20 protein-coding genes are annotated in these 18,881 nt (G+C 67.3%); 3 read left to right on the top strand and 17 right to left on the bottom strand.

Translation table 11 applies throughout. The annotated features are described in order from the left end of the window. The 10 genes from rpmC to rpsJ all read right to left on the bottom strand — a co-directional run. Nucleotides 1-166, bottom strand: a 166-nt coding sequence (rpmC, locus tag WBP48_RS17530) for a 50S ribosomal protein L29 (RefSeq protein WP_424442020.1), incomplete at its 3' end; no start/stop codon positions are given. Beyond that, complete coding sequence (rplP, locus tag WBP48_RS17525; RefSeq protein WP_424442019.1) at nt 166-585, bottom strand: 50S ribosomal protein L16; 420 nt, start codon at nt 583-585, stop codon at nt 166-168. The genes rplP and rpmC, both read right to left, overlap by 1 nt. Next, nucleotides 585-1,343 carry a 30S ribosomal protein S3 gene (rpsC, locus tag WBP48_RS17520; RefSeq protein ID WP_424442018.1) on the bottom strand — a complete coding sequence of 253 codons (759 nt, stop codon included), beginning with the start codon at nt 1,341-1,343 and terminating at the stop codon, nt 585-587. The genes rplP and rpsC overlap by 1 nt, the downstream gene beginning before the upstream one ends. Next, nucleotides 1,343-1,738 (bottom strand): 50S ribosomal protein L22, encoded by a 396-nt coding sequence (rplV, locus tag WBP48_RS17515; protein WP_424442017.1) that lies wholly within the window; start codon nt 1,736-1,738, stop codon nt 1,343-1,345. Before rplV ends, rpsC begins: the two co-directional genes overlap by 1 nt. A gap of 39 nt (nt 1,739-1,777) precedes the next feature. Continuing rightward, nucleotides 1,778-2,059, bottom strand: coding sequence for a 30S ribosomal protein S19 (rpsS, locus tag WBP48_RS17510; RefSeq protein WP_204962799.1), 282 nt, complete (start codon nt 2,057-2,059; stop codon nt 1,778-1,780). 12 nt (nt 2,060-2,071) lie between these two features. Next, nucleotides 2,072-2,911, bottom strand: a complete 840-nt coding sequence (gene rplB / locus WBP48_RS17505; RefSeq protein WP_424442016.1) for a 50S ribosomal protein L2 — start codon at nt 2,909-2,911, stop codon at nt 2,072-2,074. 25 nt (nt 2,912-2,936) lie between these two features. Further along, nucleotides 2,937-3,242, bottom strand: a complete 306-nt coding sequence (rplW, locus tag WBP48_RS17500) for a 50S ribosomal protein L23 (RefSeq protein ID WP_424442015.1) — start codon at nt 3,240-3,242, stop codon at nt 2,937-2,939. Then, nucleotides 3,239-3,901 carry a 50S ribosomal protein L4 gene (gene rplD, locus WBP48_RS17495; RefSeq protein ID WP_424442014.1) on the bottom strand — a complete coding sequence of 221 codons (663 nt, stop codon included), beginning with the start codon at nt 3,899-3,901 and terminating at the stop codon, nt 3,239-3,241. The genes rplW and rplD overlap by 4 nt, the downstream gene beginning before the upstream one ends. Nucleotides 3,902-3,903: 2 nt before the next feature. Then, nucleotides 3,904-4,563, bottom strand: coding sequence for a 50S ribosomal protein L3 (rplC, locus tag WBP48_RS17490; protein WP_424442013.1), 660 nt, complete (start codon nt 4,561-4,563; stop codon nt 3,904-3,906). 10 nt (nt 4,564-4,573) lie between these two features. After that, on the bottom strand, nt 4,574-4,882 hold the full coding sequence (gene rpsJ / locus WBP48_RS17485; RefSeq protein ID WP_005050520.1) for a 30S ribosomal protein S10: 309 nt from the start codon (nt 4,880-4,882) through the stop codon (nt 4,574-4,576). A 749-nt stretch (nt 4,883-5,631) separates the two neighbouring features. Between rpsJ and WBP48_RS17480 the strand changes: the two genes are divergently transcribed. After that, on the top strand, nt 5,632-8,010 hold the full coding sequence (locus tag WBP48_RS17480) for an EAL domain-containing protein (protein ID WP_424442012.1): 2,379 nt from the start codon (nt 5,632-5,634) through the stop codon (nt 8,008-8,010). Nucleotides 8,011-8,018: 8 nt separating this feature from the next. Here the strand turns inward: WBP48_RS17480 and WBP48_RS17475 are convergent, their stop codons facing one another. Then, nucleotides 8,019-9,566 (bottom strand): chitinase, encoded by a 1,548-nt coding sequence (locus tag WBP48_RS17475; protein ID WP_424442011.1) that lies wholly within the window; start codon nt 9,564-9,566, stop codon nt 8,019-8,021. A 14-nt stretch (nt 9,567-9,580) separates the two neighbouring features. After that, the gene (locus tag WBP48_RS17470; RefSeq protein WP_424442010.1) at nt 9,581-11,806 is read right to left on the bottom strand and encodes a glycosyltransferase family 2 protein; all 2,226 of its coding nucleotides are present in this window, start codon (nt 11,804-11,806) and stop codon (nt 9,581-9,583) included. Between the two features lie 168 nt (nt 11,807-11,974). Between WBP48_RS17470 and lepB the strand changes: the two genes are divergently transcribed. After that, nucleotides 11,975-12,694: a signal peptidase I gene (gene lepB, locus WBP48_RS17465; RefSeq protein WP_424442009.1), complete on the top strand. Its 720-nt coding sequence runs from the start codon at nt 11,975-11,977 to the stop codon at nt 12,692-12,694. 73 nt (nt 12,695-12,767) lie between these two features. Here lepB and WBP48_RS17460 read toward each other — a convergent pair whose 3' ends face one another. From WBP48_RS17460 to rpsL, 5 genes are all read right to left on the bottom strand, one after another. Continuing rightward, nucleotides 12,768-12,983, bottom strand: coding sequence for an Rv0909 family putative TA system antitoxin (locus WBP48_RS17460; protein WP_424442008.1), 216 nt, complete (start codon nt 12,981-12,983; stop codon nt 12,768-12,770). Between the two features lie 282 nt (nt 12,984-13,265). Next, nucleotides 13,266-14,459 (bottom strand): elongation factor Tu, encoded by a 1,194-nt coding sequence (gene tuf, locus WBP48_RS17455; RefSeq protein ID WP_424442007.1) that lies wholly within the window; start codon nt 14,457-14,459, stop codon nt 13,266-13,268. A 197-nt stretch (nt 14,460-14,656) separates the two neighbouring features. After that, complete coding sequence (gene fusA / locus WBP48_RS17450; protein WP_424442006.1) at nt 14,657-16,771, bottom strand: elongation factor G; 2,115 nt, start codon at nt 16,769-16,771, stop codon at nt 14,657-14,659. A 124-nt stretch (nt 16,772-16,895) separates the two neighbouring features. After that, on the bottom strand, nt 16,896-17,366 hold the full coding sequence (rpsG, locus tag WBP48_RS17445; protein WP_424442005.1) for a 30S ribosomal protein S7: 471 nt from the start codon (nt 17,364-17,366) through the stop codon (nt 16,896-16,898). Between the two features lie 5 nt (nt 17,367-17,371). Next, nucleotides 17,372-17,740 carry a 30S ribosomal protein S12 gene (rpsL, locus tag WBP48_RS17440; protein WP_018171438.1) on the bottom strand — a complete coding sequence of 123 codons (369 nt, stop codon included), beginning with the start codon at nt 17,738-17,740 and terminating at the stop codon, nt 17,372-17,374. A 395-nt stretch (nt 17,741-18,135) separates the two neighbouring features. On the opposite strand from rpsL, the gene WBP48_RS17435 reads away from it, so the two are divergent. Next, a partial coding sequence (locus tag WBP48_RS17435) for an ABC transporter ATP-binding protein (protein ID WP_424442004.1) occupies nt 18,136-18,881 on the top strand: 746 nt, incomplete at its 3' end.

Raw genomic sequence — 18,881 nt, 5'->3', positions numbered from 1 at the left:
CGCGCTTGACCGCACGGATGCGGCCGTGGCTGTCGAGCTGGCCGGTGGCCGACTGGAAGCGCAGGTTGAACAGCTCTTCCTTGGCCTTGCGCAGCTCCTCGACGAGGCGCTGGTCCTCGAACGTGTCCAGCTCGCTGGGTGCGAGCGTCTTGGTACCGACGGCCATTACGCGTCGCCCTCCTCGCGCTTGATGATGCGTGCCTTCAACGGCAGCTTGTGGATTGCCCGGGTGAGTGCCTCGCGAGCGAGCTGCTCGTTGACACCGGCGACCTCGAAGAGGACGCGACCCGGCTTGACGTTGGCGACCCACCACTCCGGCGAGCCCTTACCGGAGCCCATGCGGGTCTCGGCGGGCTTCTTGGTCAGCGGACGGTCGGGGTAGATGTTGATCCACACCTTGCCGCCACGCTTGATGTGACGCGTCATCGCGATACGAGCCGACTCGATCTGACGGTTCGTCACGTACGCGGGGGTCAGCGCCTGGATGCCGTAGTCGCCGAAGGAGACCTTCGTGCCGCCGGTGGCCTGACCCGAGCGTCCCGGGTGGTGCTGCTTGCGGTACTTGACCTTGCGGGGGATAAGCATTATGCCGATGCTCCTTCTGCGACGGGGGCCTCGCTACGGGGGCCACGACGACGGTCGCCGCGGTCGTCGCGACCACGGGGCGGCTTCGGTGCGTTGGCCTGCTCGCGCGCGAGCTCCTTGGCGGTCAGGTCGCCCTTGTAGATCCAGACCTTCACGCCGATGCGGCCGAACGTGGTCTTGGCCTCGTAGAAGCCGTAGTCGATGTTCGCGCGGAGCGTGTGCAGGGGCACTCGGCCTTCGCGGTAGAACTCCGAGCGGCTCATCTCGGCGCCGCCGAGACGGCCGGAGACCTGGATGCGGATGCCCTTGGCGCCGGCGCGCTGCGCGCCCTGCAGACCCTTGCGCATCGCGCGACGGAACGCCACACGTGCGGAGAGCTGCTCGGCGATGCCCTGGGCGACCAGCTGAGCGTCGGCCTCGGGGTTCTTGACCTCGAGGATGTTCAGCTGGATCTGCTTGCCGGTGAGCTTCTCGAGGTCGGCGCGGATGCGCTCGGCCTCGGCTCCCCGGCGGCCGATCACGATGCCCGGGCGGGCGGTGTGGATGTCGACGCGGACGCGATCACGCGTGCGCTCGATCTCGATGCCGCTGACACCTGCGCGGTCCAGCTGCGTCTGCAGGAGCTTACGGATCTTGATGTCCTCGGCCACGTAGTCGGCGTAACGCTGCCCCGGCTTGGTCGAGTCCGAGAACCAGCGCGACACGTGGTCCGTGGTGATGCCGAGGCGGAAGCCGTACGGGTTGACTTTCTGTCCCATTACTTGCTCGCCTTCTTCTTGGCAGTGGTCGCGGCATCCGTCAGCTCGGGCGTGGCCAGTTCGACCGTGATGTGACTCGTGCGCTTCTTGATCTGGAACGCGCGGCCCTGAGCACGGGGCTGGAAACGCTTGAGCGTCGTGCCCTCGTCGACGTACGCGTTGCGCACGTACAGGTCCTGCTCGTCCAGGTACTCGCCGTCCTTGTCCGCCTTCACGCGGGCGTTGGCGACAGCCGCGGCGACGAGCTTGTAGATCGGCTCGCTGGCGCTCTGGGGCGCGAACTTCAGGATGGCGAGTGCCTCCTGCGCCTGCTTGCCCTTGATGAGCGCGACGACACGACGAGCCTTCTGAGGGGTCACGCGAATGTGCTTGACGCGTGCGATGGAATCCACCATGTCTCTCCTCCTCCAGTCCTCTCCAGGATCGCCACCGCGTCAGCGGCGGCGGCCCTTCTTGTCGTCCTTCACGTGGCCGCGGAAGGTGCGGGTGGGCGCGAACTCGCCCAGCTTGTGGCCGACCATGGTCTCGGACACGAACACGGGGATGTGCTTGCGTCCGTCGTGCACGGCGATGGTGTGACCCAGCATGGCCGGGATGATCATCGAACGGCGCGACCAGGTCTTGATGACGTTCTTGGTGCCGGCTTCGTTCTGCGAGGCGACCTTGCGAAGCAGGTGCTCATCGACGAAGGGGCCCTTCTTAAGACTGCGAGGCATCTTCCTCTACTCCTACTTGCGCTTCTTGCCGGCGTTGCGTCGGCGGACGATGTACTTGTCGCTCTCCTTGTTGGGATGCCGGGTGCGACCCTCGGCCTGACCCCAAGGAGAGACGGGGTGACGTCCACCGGACGTCTTGCCCTCACCACCACCGTGCGGGTGGTCGACCGGGTTCATCGCGACACCACGGACGGTCGGTCGCACGCCCTTCCAGCGCTTGCGGCCGGCCTTGCCCCAGTTGATGTTCGACTGCTCGGCGTTGCCGACCTCGCCGATCGTCGCGCGGCAGCGCGCGTCGACGTTGCGGATCTCGCCGGAGGGCAGCCGCAGCTGGGCGTACGGGCCGTCCTTCGCGACGAGGCGGACGCTCGCGCCGGCCGAGCGCGCCAGCTTCGCACCGCCGCCGGGGCGGAGCTCGATGGCGTGGATGACGGTACCGGTCGGGATGTTCTTCAGGGGCAGGTTGTTGCCGGGCTTGATGTCGGCCGACGAACCGGACTCGACGATGTCGCCCTGCTGCAGCTTGTTCGGCGCGAGGATGTAGCGCTTCTCGCCGTCGACGTAGTGCAGCAACGCGATGCGCGCCGTGCGGTTGGGATCGTACTCGATGTGCGCGACCTTGGCGTCCACGCCATCCTTGTCGTTGCGACGGAAGTCGATGACGCGGTACTGACGCTTGTGACCGCCACCGATGTGACGCGTCGTGATGCGGCCCTGGTTGTTGCGGCCGCCGGTCTTGGCGAGCGGACGCAGCAGCGACTTCTCCGGGGTCGACCTCGTGATCTCGGCGAAGTCGGCCACCGACGAACCGCGACGACCCGGGGTCGTGGGCTTGTACTTGCGAATAGCCATGTTCTGTCCTCTTCTATCCCAGCGGTCAGCCGACGGCCGTGAAGATGTCGATGGTGCCCGAGCGGAGCGTGACGATGGCGCGCTTGGTGTCCTTGCGCTTACCGGTGCCGAAGCGGGTGCGGCGGGACTTGCCCGAGCGGTTGAGCGTGTTGACCGCGGCGACCTTGACGCCGAAGATCTTCTCGATCGCGAGCTTGATCTCGGTCTTGGTCGCGCGGGGGTCCACGAGGAACGTGTACTTGCCCTCGTCGATGAGCCCGTAGCTCTTCTCCGACACGACCGGCTTCAGGATGATGTCGCGCGGGTCCTTGTTGACGCTGACGGTGCTCATGCCGAGACCTCCTCGGTGGCGGCGCTCTTGGACGAAACAAACGCGTCGTAGGCGGCCTTGGTGAAGACGATGTCGTCGGAGACGAGCACGTCGTAGGCGTTGAGCTGACCGGTCTCGATCACGTTGACGTAACCGAGGTTGCGGACGCTCTTGACGGTCAGCTCGTCGTCGCGGCCGGTGACCACGAGGACGTTCTTGACCGCGCCGAGACCGGCGAGCACGGCGGCAGCGGCCTTGGTCGAGGGGGCGCCGTCGATGCCGAACGAGTCGACGACGTGCAGGCGGCCACCGCGAGCGCGGTCGCTGAGCGCGCCCAGCAGAGCTGCGGCGATCATCTTCTTGGGGGTGCGCTGCGCGTAATCACGCGGCTTCGGGCCGTGAACGATGCCACCGCCGGTCATGTGCGGCGCGCGGATCGAGCCCTGACGGGCGTTACCCGTGCCCTTCTGCTTGAAGGGCTTGCGGCCGGCGCCGGAGACCTCGCCGCGACGCTTGGTCGAGTGCGTGCCCTGGCGAGCCGCCGCGAGCTGCGCGACGACGACCTGGTGGATGAGGGGGATGTTCGTCTTGACGTCGAACAGAGCGGCGGGCAGCTCCACGGAGCCGGCCTTCTCACCGCCTGCCGTCACGACATCGAGCGCGAGATTGGAGTCAGCCATGTTCAGGCACCCTTCACTGCGTTGCGGACGTAGACGATGCGGCCACGCGCTCCGGGGACGGCGCCCTTGACGAGCAGCAGACCCTTCTCGGCGTCGACGGCGTGCACCGTGAGGTTGAGGACGGTCACGCGCTCGCCGCCCATACGGCCGGCCATGCGCATGCCCTTGAAGACGCGGCTCGGGGTCGACGAGGCGCCGATCGAACCGGGCTTGCGGTGGTTGCGGTGTGCACCGTGCGAGGCGGAGACACCCTTGAAGTTGTGGCGCTTCATGACACCCGCGGTGCCCTTGCCCTTGCTGGTGCCGACGACGTCGACCAGCTGGCCGGCCTCGAAGGTGCCGTCCACGGTGAGCTCCTGACCGAGTGAGTAGTCAGCGGCATCCGCGGTGCGCACCTCGGTGAGGTGACGGCGAGGGGTGACCCCGGCGGCCTCGAAGTGGGCCGTGAGGGGCTTGTTGACCTTGCGCGGGTCGATCTGGCCGTAGGCGATCTGCACGGCGTTGTAGCCGTCGCGCTCCGGCGTGCGCACCTGGGTGACGACGTTCGGGGCGACCTCGATGACGGTGACGGGAACGAGCTTGCCGTTCTCGTCCCAGACCTGGGTCATGCCCAGCTTCGTGCCGAGCAGGCCCTTGGAGACCTTTTCGTTGACGTGTGCCATGACCGGGACCTCAGAGCTTGATCTCGATGTTGACATCGGCCGGGAGGTCGAGACGCATCAGCGAGTCGACGGCCTTGGGCGTCGGGTCGATGATGTCGATGAGGCGCTTGTGGGTGCGCATCTCGAAGTGCTCGCGGCTGTCCTTGTACTTGTGGGGCGACCGGATGACGCACACGACGTTCTTCTCGGTCGGGAGGGGCACGGGGCCCACGACCGTCGCGCCCGCACGGGTCACGGTGTCGACGATCTTGCGCGCCGAGGTGTCGATGACCTCATGGTCGTACGACTTCAGGCGAATGCGGATCTTCTGTCCCGCCATTGTCTGCTCACTCTCTTTCTCGCGTCATACCTCTCGGGCATCGGACGCACGGTGGTGCTCTCGCACCGGATGCTGCACCGCTGTTCTCATGTCAACCCGCGCGCGGACGCACGGCACCCAACTGAACGGTGGGTGGATGTCTGTTCTGCTGCCCGCGGCCTAGACGCTGGCTGTCGCCGGTCTATGCACTGCCCTGGCAGTGATCCCGCAGCGCGCAGTTCTTGTCGGATCCGCGCGCGCAGGAATGTGGAACCTGACTAGCTTACGTGACGCCCGGGCGTGTCGCAAACCCGGGCGTGTCGCGCCCTGCTCGTGTCATCCGTACCGTCGAGCTACCCGCGCAGCACCGCCGCGGCCTGCTGGTCGGGACCGCGGTGCGGACCCCGACGGCGTGGTTCAGCAGTCGCTTCAGCACAGTGTCGGGGCCAGTGACTGTGCCCCAGCGACCGCTGAACGCGTGAGGCGGGGTCCGTGATTGTGCCCGCCGGTCGTTTCCGCTGAATGGTCACATCTTGATGCTCCCTGAGCATCAAGATGTGACCATTGCCAGCCGACAGCCTCCGGGGCCACCACGAGGCAGAGCTCATCCACAAGAATGTGGACGCACCGCGGAGGCACCAAGATGGATACCCTCTATCGTCAAATCCGACGACAGCGAGGTCTGTGGGCACGGAGAGCTCACTTCGTGAGCGGATTCCAAGGGGGTCGCCTGCGCGGCGTCAACACCCACGGGCAATACCGTAGACGATATGCCGCGCGCCGTCCCCGTCCCCCACACTCTCGCGCATACGCCCGCGGTCGCGCGGCGTCTGAGCGATCGGGCCGCGCGTGCATGGGAGATCGGGTGGACCGCCGCGGTCCTCGTCGTCATCGTGACGAGCATGACGATGGGCGCGGCCCTCGACCACCCGTTCCTGACGCTCATCGGCTTAGCGAGCGTCGCCGCCTCCTCAGCGCTGACGATCGCGGTGTCCCCGACGGACGGTTCCCTCATTCTCAGCGTCGCACCCGGGATGCTCCTGCTCGGCGTGTCGGCGACCGAGACGGCGCTCGCGCTCGGCATCTGGACCGCCGCATACTTCGTCGGTGCGGTGGTGCGGCTGCGACAGGTCGGCGATGCGGCGGAGCTGACCGCCTACATGGTCGGTGCCGCGTTCGTGACGATCCCCGTCTGGCTGTGGTTCGAGTCGCGCGGCGTCCCATGGGTACTCTCGGTTCCGGCGTCGGTCGCGCTCTACGTGCTCGTGCGGATGACCATCTCGGTGATCCGCCAGTCCATCGTCACCACCCTGGGGCTGCGCCGGGTGATCGGCGACATCCTGGTATCGCGCGCACTGCTGACCTGGGTCATCGTCTCGGCGGTGACCATCGCGGCGCTGTGGCTCATGCACGCCGCCTCCAGCGCCGCGGGCGACGGGCCGGAGGGGGCGGCGTTCGGCGGCGTGGTCGCCCTCATGGTGCTCGGCAGCGGTGCGTTCACCGCCGGCATCCTCCGAGAACTCAATCTGTCGGCGCGTCGATTGAAGGGGACGCTCCGGGCGGCCGTCGCGCTGCCGTGGGAGACTGAGACGCCGATCGACGAGCACGCGCTCGCGTTCGCCCGGCGCGCGCTGCCCCGCTACACCATCGAGCTCCGCGAGACGGTGGGACGCAACAGCAACGAGATCGTCACACCGCTCACCGACGGCTACCTCGTCGCGCGCCGCGGCGCGGCACAGGCGCCGTTCCTCGTGCGCGACCAGCGCGTGCTCGAGGCGATCGCCCACATCGCCGACACCATGGCTGCCGCCAGGCGCGAGCGCGAGAGTCTCGAACGCGCCGCGGCGACCGACGAACTGACAGGGCTCCCGAACTACCGCGGGTTCTACAAGCTCCTCGAGCGGTCCGCCCGGCGCGGCGCGGACACGCCTGGCCTCGCGATCGTGTACGTCGACATCGACGGCTTCAAAGAAGTCAACGATCGCTACGGCCATGAAGCCGGGAACGTCGTGCTGCGGACGATCGCCACACGCATGCAGGCCGCGCTCATCCCCGACCGGGAGACCATCGCCCGCATCGGCGGCGACGAGTTCGCCCTGATCATCGACGACGCCGACGATGAAGAGACGGCGCGGGCGCGGGCGGACGAGATCCTCCGCGCGGCGAGCGCACCGGTTCTCGTCGGGACGACCGTCATGGCCGTGGCGCTGTCGTCCGGCGTGGCCTTCTCCGGAGCCGACCGCGCCGACCTCGGCGGACTCCTCGCCGCGGCCGACTCACGGATGTACGCCACACGCGGCCGCTCCCTGGCCGCTCCCATCGCGCTCATCGACGACACCGCATCCGTCCCCGTCATCCACCCGGGGGGTGATGTCGTGGAGCTCGTGACCGCGATCGCCGCGGCGATCCGCGAGCGTCGCCTCACTCTCGTGTATCAGCCGATCGTCGACCGCGTCGAAGACCGCATCATCGCCTTGGAAGCGCTGGTGCGCCCCGGCGAGCCCCAACTGCGGGGACTGTCCGCCGACGTCATCGTCCACGAGGCGCGTCGCCTCGACCTGCTGACCGCGCTCAGCACGCACGTGTTGACGACGGCTGTCGCCGACCTGCGACGCTTCCATGCCGTCGTGCCCGACCTCGTGGATGTCCACGTCAACATCGACGTGGAACAGCTCACCGATCCGGTCTTCGTGGAGACGTTGCGCGAGCAGGTCTGCGGCAGCGGCATCGTCGTCACCCTCGAGCTCAGCGAGTCGTCCCTGAACCGGACCTCCGACAAGACCCGCGCCGCCGTCGCCACCCTGCGCGACGAGGCCGGAGTCCGCGTCGCCCTCGATGACTTCGGGCAGCAGTTCTCAACGCTGCTGTCGATCGTCGAGAATCCGATCGACGTGCTGAAGATCGACAAGGCACTCCCCCGCGACCTCCCGGCCCCCCGGTCGCGGGTCGTCATGCGTTCGATGGCGACGCTCGCGCGCAGCCTCGACGTGCAGATGGTCGTGGAGGGCGTCGAGAGCGACGAGATGTACGACGAACTCGTCGGGGTCGGCGTCCGCTACATGCAGGGCTACCGCTTCGGTGCGGCGCTGTCGGCCGAGCTCATGGCGGCGCGGCTCGAGCGCAGCGGCCTGCGCGCGTACACCGAGTGAGCCTCGCGTCACTCCCCGTCCAGCAGCGACGAGATCTCAGCCTGCGTCAGCACACGCCACGGCGAATCCCCCGGGTCGAGCTGTCCGGCCGCGGGATTGTCATCCTGTGTCCACCAGCGCGCCTCGTAAGCGATCCCGCCGAGCATGACTCGATCGCCCCCCGAGTACGCCTCGGTCGAGACCCACGACGGATAGAAGTCATCGGGCAGGCTCAGGGTCGGCACCGGTGTCTCCCCCTGCAGCACCGGGCCGATGAGCCGCCACGGGTTGTCCAGGATCGCGACGGAGGGGTCGTCGGGCTGCGTGCCCATCGTCCACCACATCGCGACATAGACGTTGCGTCGCCACACGACGCGGGTATCGACCGGATAGGAAGCCTCGGCATCCCAGATCGGGTACGGGCTCGTCGCGGCATGGTCGACGATGTCCTCAGGGCGCAGCGTGGCCGGCGGCGACGCCGTGGCCGCTTGGTCGGGAGTGCCGGTGAAGCCGTCGCCGAGGATCGCCGCGAACGTCTCGTCCCCCTGGGGGAAACCGCTGCACGAATCGGATACGACCGTCAGATCGACGTACGCCGCAGAGCACGGGCGGTCACGGTTCGCCGACCACATCGACACGCGTCCGATGCCGTGTTCGAGGGCGAACGCGTTCAGCTTCCGCGCGTCGTCGAGCGTGAAGACCTCCGTGACGACGTCGTTCTGGCCGGCCATCGGCGTCGCCCCGACCATCCGCCACGCGGTCTGACCCCCGACCGGTGCTCCGGCATCCGCGTAGACCGCCATCAGCTGACGGTGCGTGCCCTCGAGCGCGGGGACGACGAGGTCGGCCATATCGTCGGCATCCGCGCCGAAGTTCATCGTCATCGCGTTGATACCGGCCACCGTGGCGCCGGCGTCCACGAAGGCCTGCAGGACGGCCACCCCATCGGCGGTCAGGCCATCCGCCGCGACGGGCAGCGTGAGCCACACCTGCAGCGGAGCATCGCCGGCATCGATCTGCTCCCGCTGGATCTGCGCGACCGCCTCCGCGCGGCGCTCGGCTGCCGCCGTGTCGGTGAGCGCTTCGCCCTCGATGTCGAGGTCGATCGTCGTCAGGTGATAGCGGTCGGTGATCGCTCGGTACTGTCCCGCGAGGTCGTCGACACTCCCGCAGGCGACCGAGAGGTCGGTGTTGAGCAGTCCGCCGAACGACACGATGACATCTCCGCCGGCCTGGCGGAGTCGCGCGATGCGACGATCCAGATCGAGGTCGGTCTGCGCGGCCTCGAGGGTGTAGTGCGTGCCCCACGTGGGTGTGCACTCGTCAGGAGTGGCGGCGACGACGAATCCCAGGACGACGTTGCGACCCACCTCGTCGGTGGCGGTCTCGAATGCGTACTCGGGTGTGGCCGTCGCATCGACGTAGCTCGCGTACCAGGGGGCTCTCGCCTGCGCGAGCTGGTTGTCCTGCCACCAACGAAACCCCCAGACGCCGCCGACGACCAGAGCGACGACGACCGCCACCACGAGCGCCAGACGCACGATGGACAACCGGCGACCCGGGAACCTCTTCGACATGTGCGGTCTATCCCTCAGCGCGGGCTGACCCGACGCCGCAGATCGTTCTTGCGGGTGACGTCGCGGCCGAGGCGCCGGTCTCCGTGATACAGGATCCCGGCCCAGTCGACCGGCTTCGGCTCGCGCGGCACGGGCGCTCCCTTCTTCTCGCGTCGCGGCTTCACGGGGACGTAGAGCCAATCGACGACGCCGAGGAACATGTCGACGATCGAGTTCCGGATGCCGATGTACGCGACGAGAGCCCACCCGCACAGCAACGCGTTGATCGCGGCGAACGCCGCATTGCCCCAGTTCTGGGCACCGACGTTGCGCCAGACCGTGAGGATCGAGAACGCCACGATGACATACGGGACGAACACGAACAGGCCGGGCGCGACCGTCCGGTCGCGCACCTTCGGCGTGCGCGCGAACGGGATCTTCGCGTTTGTGAGCGCCTGCTGGATCGACTTCAGGACGCCCGCGATGTTGACGGCGAGCAGCACCAGATTGAAGCCGTAGATACGGAACACGTCGCTGCCGCGGTGTCCGCTCTCACGCAGGTCCGACGCCATGCAGAGGAAATAGGGGGCGGCGGCGGCGACCACCCACGGGCTCAGCAGACGGCTGTCGTAGGGATAGGCGAGCAGGAACACGAGACCGAGACTCGCCCAGGCGATGGATGCCATGTAGTTGACCCGCAGCATGACCTCGCGGTGCAGGATCCGATCACGGCGGAAGCGTCGCTCGCTCAGCTGCCTCGAGAGCTTCGGCAGGATGAGCAGCCCACCGTTCGCCCAGCGGCGGCGCTGCACGACGAGCGAGCCGAAGTCCGGCGGCGTCGCACTGTAGCTCAACCGCTCCGGGTAGTTGACGAGCGTCCAGCCGTGAGTGCCGAGGTCGACGCTCGACTCGGTGTCCTCGATGACCGTCCTGTCCTGAATATAGGTGGAGATCTCGTAGCCGGCGACGGTCTGACGTTCGACGATGTCCTCGAGGGCGCGGCGACGGATCACGGCGTTGGCGCCGACCCAGAACGTCGCGTTGTAGTAGGTCATCCCCTGGTGGAGGATGTGCTGAATATCGGTCGTCGCCCCGGCGATGCGCTCGATGCGGCTCGGTGCGCCCCGGTAGGACGAGTACGGCGTCTGGGTGACCGCGACGCGCTCATTGCCGGGCTCCTCGAGCAGATGGACCAGGCGCATGCAGTAGTCGCGCAGCAGCATCGAGTCGGCGTCGAGGGTGAGCAGGTACTCGCTGTCCGGGACGTCGAGCGCGGCCGGCTCGTCGGCGGCGGCCGCAACGAGCGCGACGCCGTCGGCCGTCGCCTCCTCCTTCCAGCGGGCACCCATGAGCGAGATGTACGCGTTCAGGTTCATCGCCTTGTTGGCCTCGTGCGACAGCGACGCGAATCGCTTGCGCTCGAACGATTCCACCTCGGCCGTGAAGATCCGCACGAGCCGTTCCTGCAGTTGGCGGACCCGCTCCGGTGTCGGCGCCTCGTGCTGCGCGAGCGCGCCGTCCAGGGCGATCGTCGTCAATCGCAGATCACCGGCGAGCCCGCCCAGCACACGGTCGACATAGAACGCGTCCATGTGGTCGGCGATGACCCGCCCGCGCGCCCGCTCCTCGAGCCAGTCAGCGGCATACCGGTAGTCGTCGGCGATGCGCTGCAGCACCTCGGCGGGAACGGCATCCTTTCCGGCCAGGGCTTCCCGCAGGTCACGGAGGCCGTCCGTGACGCGGACCCGGGGCTCTTCCAGGGCTGCCATGACGAGGGCGGGGAGCGCCCGCGCCGATTCCAGCAGCTGGATGTTCTCGCGGTCGGAGGGCTGCGGCGGATCATCGATCAGCAGAACGATCCGCTTCCGCGGGAACTCCTGCAGCGCGGCGGACCACACCGTCTTGCTGACGACGTCCGGCTCTTCGCGGTACGACGGGATGAGCACGGTGACCGCGCGCTCGACGCCGTCATCGAAGTGCGCCTCGAGGAGGCCGCGCGGCACGCGCTGGTGGTCGCGGAACCGGTAGAGGGCGCCCTGACGCGCCATCAGGTACATCAGCGCCGAGAAGGTCAGGAAGGTCACGACGAGCAGGTACGAGATGGCTTCCAGCACGAATCGCAACGTCTGGGCGTGACCCTCGATGAACTCGCGGACGACGGTCGTGATGACGTACATCAGCCACGCGAGGATCGTCACGATGATCGCGATGCGGCCCCAAACGATCTTCGACGTCGACGGTCGCTGGTGTAGGATCGCCATCGGCGCCGTCTTCCGCTCAGCGCCCCACTGCCGTCGCGGAGCCCGAACAACGGTCTCGTCGGTCATTCCCACCCCCGACCGTTCATCCTAGCTTTTTCAGGGGCGCTGCCGCGCCGCGAAGTGCGCCAGCGCGACGGGGGCACCCGGGGCGGCCGGTAGCGTGGTGGGGTGACTGCGCCCTCCCCCGCCCCGCCGCGCGACGCGCCGCGGCCGCTGTGGCGGCGCATCACCGGCAGCGCCTGGTTCCACCTCGTCGCCGCCTTCGTCGTCTTCGGGCTGATCCTCTCCTTCGTGGCCAAACCGTACGTCGTGCCCAGCGGCTCGATGGAGCAGACGCTGATCCCGGGCGACCGCATCCTCGTGAACCGGCTCGCGTTCGTGGGCGGTGGCCCTCACACCGGCGATGTCGTCGTGTTCGACGCGGACGAGACGTGGAACACCGGGTCGCCGGCATCCGTCGATCCCCTGCGGGCCGCGCTGCGCTGGGTGGGAGAGGTCACCGGCTTCGGTCCCTCGGGCCCGCACACCCTCGTCAAGCGTGTGATCGCCGCATCCGGTCAGACCGTCGAGTGCTGCGACCAGCAGGGCCGGGTCATCGTCGACGGCGATCCCATCGACGAACCCTACGTGTACGAGGACTTCCCCTTCACCCCGGGCGTGCTCGACTGCACCACCGCGCCGCGTTCGCAGCGCTGCTTCGACGAGGTCACGGTTCCCGACAACAGCTACCTCGTGCTCGGCGATCATCGCTCCAACTCCTCGGACTCCGCGGCACGATGCCGAGCACCCGACGCCGACGCCACGTGCTGGCGATGGGCGCAGCAGGGCGACGTCGTGGGCAGAGCCCTCGTGATCCTCTGGCCGATCGGCCGATGGAGCGGTCTCTGAGCGTCAGGCGAGGGCCGGGCGACACGACGGAAGGGCCGGGACGTGAGGTCCCGGCCCTTCCCTCGAGCTGTTGCTACTTGTTTCCGATCACGCCGTCCACGGCGTTGCGGGCACTGTCGATGTGCCCGTCGAACTGGTCCGGCGCCACCTTCTTGACGAAGTCGGCGGCGGCATCCAGCACGTTGTCGCTGATGTCCTCGGCCTGGTCGCTCTTGAGGACGCCGTCGATCTTGCTCTTGTTCTGCTCCAGGAACTCCTTGCCCTGGTTGACGATGTCGTCGATACCCATTGACCACTCCTTCTGCCCTCGCGGGCGATAGCGCTGCCCGTGCGGGCTCAGCCCTATTGTGGCCCTGCGACGGCGCCAGCGGAAGCCGAAGACCCCCGGAAGATGAACTCCCCGGGGGTCTTCGTCGTGGTGCGAGATGGTTTCGATACGCGCCGCTACGCGGCGCTACTCAACCACCGGTGAGCGGGCGAAGGTTTCGATACGCCGCGCACAGGCGCGCGGCTACTCAACCTGAGCCGCAGCCGCATCAACTTCGCTACGCGAAGATTGATCCGGCTCGGCTCACTTGATGATCTTGGTCACCGTGCCGGCGCCGACGGTGCGGCCACCCTCACGGATCGCGAAGCCGAGGCCCTCTTCCATGGCGATCGGCTGGATGAGCTCGACCGACATCTCCGTGGTGTCGCCGGGCATGACCATCTCGGTGCCCTCGGGCAGCGTGATGACGCCGGTGACGTCCGTGGTGCGGAAGTAGAACTGCGGGCGGTAGTTCGTGAAGAACGGGTTGTGACGGCCACCCTCCTCCTTGGAGAGGATGTACGCCGTGCCCTCGAACACCGTGTGCGGGGTGACTGAGCCGGGCTTGGCGACGACCTGGCCGCGCTCGACGTCGTCACGCTTGGTGCCGCGCAGGAGCAGACCACAGTTCTCGCCGGCCCAGGCCTCGTCGAGCTGCTTGTGGAACATCTCGATACCCGTGACGATCGTCTTCTGCGTCGGACGGATGCCGACGATCTCGACCTCGGAGTTGATCGCCAGCGTGCCGCGCTCGGCGCGACCGGTGACGACGGTGCCGCGACCGGTGATCGTGAAGACGTCCTCGATCGGCATGAGGAACGGCTTGTCCTTGTCGCGCACCGGGTCGGGGATGGACTCGTCGACGGCCTCCATGAGCTCGACGATCGAGTCGACCCACTTCTCGTCGCCCTCGAGCGCCTTCAGACCCGAGACGCGGACGACCGGCGCGTTGTCGCCGTCGAAGTCCTGCGAGCTGAGCAGTTCACGGACCTCGAGCTCGACGAGCTCCAGGATCTCCTCGTCGTCGACCATGTCGGCCTTGTTCAGCGCGACCAGCAGGTAGGGCACGCCGACCTGCTTGGCCAGCAGGACGTGCTCACGCGTCTGCGCCATGGGGCCGTCGGTGGCCGCCACAACGAGGATCGCACCATCCATCTGGGCGGCACCGGTGATCATGTTCTTGATGTAGTCGGCGTGACCGGGCGCGTCGACGTGCGCGTAATGACGCTTGGGGGTCTCGTACTCGACGTGCGAGATGTTGATCGTGATGCCACGCTGACGCTCTTCGGGAGCGGAGTCGATCGACGCGAAGTCACGCTTCACGTTGGTCGCCGACGGGTACTTGTCGGCGAGCACCTTCGAGATGGCAGCGGTGAGCGTGGTCTTGCCGTGGTCGACGTGACCGATCGTTCCGATGTTGACGTGCGGCTTGGTCCGCTCGAACTTGGCCTTGGCCACTGGGTCCTCCTCAGGACATTCGTGTAGAGGTTCCGGGCGCTGGATTGCGACCGGTGCTCTACGGGGATGGTGTCAGTGTAGTTGACGGTTCTGTATTCAGTTTGGGTGCCGGTGATCTCGATGCACCCGCCTTCGGCGGGCACTCGATCACCGGTTGACGGCGGGTGGATGCCGGGGGTGATGCCCCCGGCATCCGTTCACTCGCCCTTGTTCTTCTGGACGATCTCGTCGGCGACGGCCTTGGGGACCTCGGCGTACGAGTCGAACTCCATCGAGTACACGGCCCGGCCCGAGGTCTTCGAGCGCAGGTCGCCGATGTAGCCGAACATCTCCGACAGCGGGACGAGGGCACGCACGACCTTGACGCCCGCGGCATCCTCCATGGACTGGATCTGCCCGCGACGCGAGTTCAGGTCGCCGATGACGTCGCCCATGTACTCCTCGGGAGTGCGGACCTCGACGCTCATCAGCGGCTCGAGGATCGTCGGGTGCGCCTTGCGGACGGCCTCCTTGAAGCCCATGGATCCTGCGATCTTGAACGCCATCTCGGACGAGTCGACGTCGTGGCTCGCACCGTCGAGGAGGATCGCCTTGACGCCCACCATGGGATAGCCGGCGAGCACGCCGACGTTCATGGCGTCCTGGAAGCCCTGGTTGGTCGGCTCGATGTACTCGCGCGGGATGCGGCCACCGGTGACCTTGTTCTCGAACTCGTACGTCTTGTCGGCCGTGACCTCGAGCGGCTCGATCGCGAACTGGATCTTCGCGAACTGACCCGACCCACCGGTCTGCTTCTTGTGCGTGTAGTCGTGACGCTCGACGGCCTTCTTGATCGTCTCGCGATACGCGACCTGCGGCTTTCCGACGTTGGCCTCGACCTTGAACTCGCGCTTCATGCGGTCCACGAGGATGTCGAGGTGCAGCTCACCCATGCCCTTGATGACGGTCTGACCGGTCTCGGGGTTGAGCTCGGTGCGGAACGTCGGGTCCTCTTCGGCGAGCTTCTGGATCGCGGTGCCCAGCTTCTCCTGGTCGGCCTTGGTCTTCGGCTCGATCGCGACCTCGATGACGGGCTCGGGGAAGGTCATCGATTCGAGCACGACGGGCGCGTTGACATCGGCGAGGGTGTCACCGGTGGTGGTGTCCTTCAGGCCGATGACGGCGTAGATGTTGCCCGCCGTGACCGAGTCGACCGGGTTCTCCTTGTTGGCGTGCATCTGGAAGATCTTTCCGATGCGCTCCTTCTTGCCCTTGGTCGAGTTGATGACCTGAGCACCCGAGTCGAGGTGACCCGAGTAGACGCGGATGTAGGTCAGCCGGCCGAAGAACGGGTGCACCGCGACCTTGAACGCGAGGGCCGCGAACGGGTCGTTCGCGTCGGGGTGACGCTCGATGATCTTCTCTTCGTCCTTGGGGTCGTGCGCCTCGATGGCGGGCACGTCCAGGGGCGATGGCAGGTAGTCCACGACCGCGTCGAGCATCGGCTGCACGCCGCGGTTCTTGAACGCCGAGCCGCAGAGGACGGGGTACAGCTCGCCCGTGACGGTGAGCTTACGGATGGCGCCCTTGATCTCGTCGAGCGTGAGCTCCTCGCCGCCGAAGTACTTCTCCAGCAGCTCCTCATCGCTCTCGGCCACCGTCTCCAGCAGCTTCTCGCGGTACTCCGCGGCGCGGTCGGCGAGGTCGGCGGGGATCTCCTGCACCTCATACTTGGCACCCATCGTGACATCGCCCTTGGCGTCGCCGGGCCAGACGAGCGCCCGCATCTGGACGAGGTCGATGACGCCGACGAAGTCGTTCTCGGCGCCGATCGGCAGCTGCAGCACGAGCGGCTTCGCGCCCAGGCGGCCCACGATGGTGTCGACCGTGAAGTAGAAGTCGGCGCCCAGCTTGTCCATCTTGTTGACGAAGCAGATGCGCGGCACGTCGTACTTGTCGGCCTGACGCCACACCGTCTCGGACTGCGGCTCGACGCCCTCTTTGCCGTCGAAGACGGCGACCGCGCCGTCGAGGACGCGCAGCGACCGCTCCACCTCGACCGTGAAGTCGACGTGACCGGGGGTGTCGATGATGTTGATCTGGTGCTTGTTCCAGAAGCAGGTCACGGCGGCAGACGTGATCGTGATGCCGCGCTCCTTCTCCTGCTCCATCCAGTCCGTCGTCGAGGCACCGTCGTGAGTCTCGCCCAGCTTGTGATTGACGCCCGTGTAGAACAGGATGCGCTCGGTCGTCGTCGTCTTGCCGGCATCGATGTGCGCCATGATGCCGATGTTGCGGACCTTGTTGAGGTCGGTGAGCACTTCTTGTGCCACGGGGGTGTTCCTCTCGGTGATCGAGTGCCGCGCCGGAGGCGCGGTGTATCGAGGGCAGTGTGCACGATGACGCGGCCGCGACACTACCCAGGTGATTGAGCAGCGGCGCAGCCGCGTATCGAAATCACCAGCGGTAGTGGGCGAAAGCGCGGTTGCTCTCGGCCATCTTGTGGGTGTCCTCGCGACGCTTGACCGCGGCACCGAGGCCATTGGAGGCGTCGAGGATCTCGTTCTGCAGCCGCTCGGTCATCGTCTTCTCACGACGGCCCTTCGCGTAGCTCACGAGCCAGCGCAGCGCCAGCGTGTTCGCGCGGTGCGGCTTGACCTCGACCGGCACCTGGTAGGTCGAGCCACCGACGCGGCGGCTCTTGACCTCGAGGGTGGGACGGACGTTGTCGAGGGCCTTCTTGAGCGTGGCCACGGCATCCTGCCCGTTCTTGGCCTCGACGCCCTTCAGGGCGTTGTAGACGATGGCCTCGGCGATCGACTTCTTGCCGTCGACGAGGATCTTGTTCACCAGCTGGGTGACGATCGGAGCACCGTAGACCGGGTCGTTGACGACGAGGCGGCGGGGTGCGGGTCCCTTGCGAGGCATCTCACTCAGCCTTTCTTGGCGCCGTAGCGACTACGGGCCTGCTTGCGGTTCTTGACGGCCTGGGTGTCCAGGGCGCCGCGAACGATCTTGTAGCGGACACCGGGGAGGTCCTTGACACGACCGCCGCGGACGAGCACGAGCGAGTGCTCCTGCAGGTTGTGGCCCTCGCCGGGGATGTAGGCGGTGACCTCGGTGCCGTTGCGGAGCTTGACTCGGGCGACCTTGCGCATGGCCGAGTTCGGCTTCTTGGGCGTGGTCGTGTAGACACGGGTGCAGACACCCGCCTGCTGCGGGTTCGCCTTCAGAGCGGGCGCCTTGGTCTTCGAGACCTTGGGCGAGCGTCCCTTGCGAACCAACTGCTGAATGGTTGGCACGTTCTCTCCTCGTTGTGCTGCGCTTCGCTCGGAGCTTCGGGCTCGTGCTCGGGCTTCGGGCTCGGCGCAGGTGCTGCACGGTGACAGCGATGGTGGTTTCACCACAGATCCACCGGCGCGGCTGTGCGCCGCGATTGGGTGTGGTGGATATGCCGTGGGGGTGGCCTGTTCGCAGACCGGTCCCTGCGGTGCGGCTCGCGGTGGTCTGCAGAGCCGAGGCACAGCAGACGGCACGCGAGAGCGCACACCCGGTCAATACTACGCCGTATGACGCGCCCGGGCAAACGGGCGGTGGGGAAAGGCGCGTTGCGCTGCGGCGCGGGACTCGCACGAGACAATCGCGGCTCTGATTCAGAGTATTCACAAACTTGTGAAACGAGCGTAGCGTGCCGATCATGACCACAGTCATCTCCACGAGCGGCCTGCACAAGCGCTATGGCCGCGTCCACGCCCTCGACGGACTCGACCTGACCGTCGATCAGGGGCAGGTGCACGGCTTTCTCGGACCCAACGGCGCCGGCAAGTCCACGACCATCCGCATCCTGCTGGGCCTCGCCCGGCCGACCGGCGGATCGGCGCAGGTCTTCGGCGCCGATCCGTGGCGGGATGCCGCGGACCTCCACCGCCGTATCGCGTACGTCCCCGGCGACGTCTCGCTCTGGCCCAATCTCTCCGGTGGTGAGGCCATCGACCTGCTCGCCCGGCTGCACGGCGACGGACACGGCCCGCATTACGCAGCATCCAAGGAGCGCCTGCTGTCGACGTTCCAGCTCGACCCGCGCACGAAGGGGCGGGCGTACTCGAAGGGCAATCGGCAGAAGGTCGCGCTCGTCGCCGCCTTCGCGGTGCCCGCCGAACTGTACATCCTCGACGAGCCGACGAGCGGCCTCGATCCGCTCATGGAGGTCGTCTTCCGCGAGGAGATCGCCCGCGTGAAGGCGGCCGGGGCGACCGTGCTGCTGTCGAGCCATATCCTCTCCGAGGTCGAGCTGCTGTGCGACCGGGTGTCGATCATCCGCGCGGGCCGCATCGTCGAGTCGGGCACGCTCGCCGAACTGCGCCACCTCACCCGCATCGAGGTGTCGTTCGAGGGCACGGATGCCGGCGTCGCGGCGGGCATCCCCGGCGCCCACGACGCGGC

This window comes from Microbacterium sp. (genome assembly GCF_049661145.1).
GTDB lineage: Bacteria > Actinomycetota > Actinomycetes > Actinomycetales > Microbacteriaceae > Microbacterium.
Note: the sequence above shows the minus strand (reverse complement) of the source record. Positions and strands in the feature narration are given on the sequence as shown.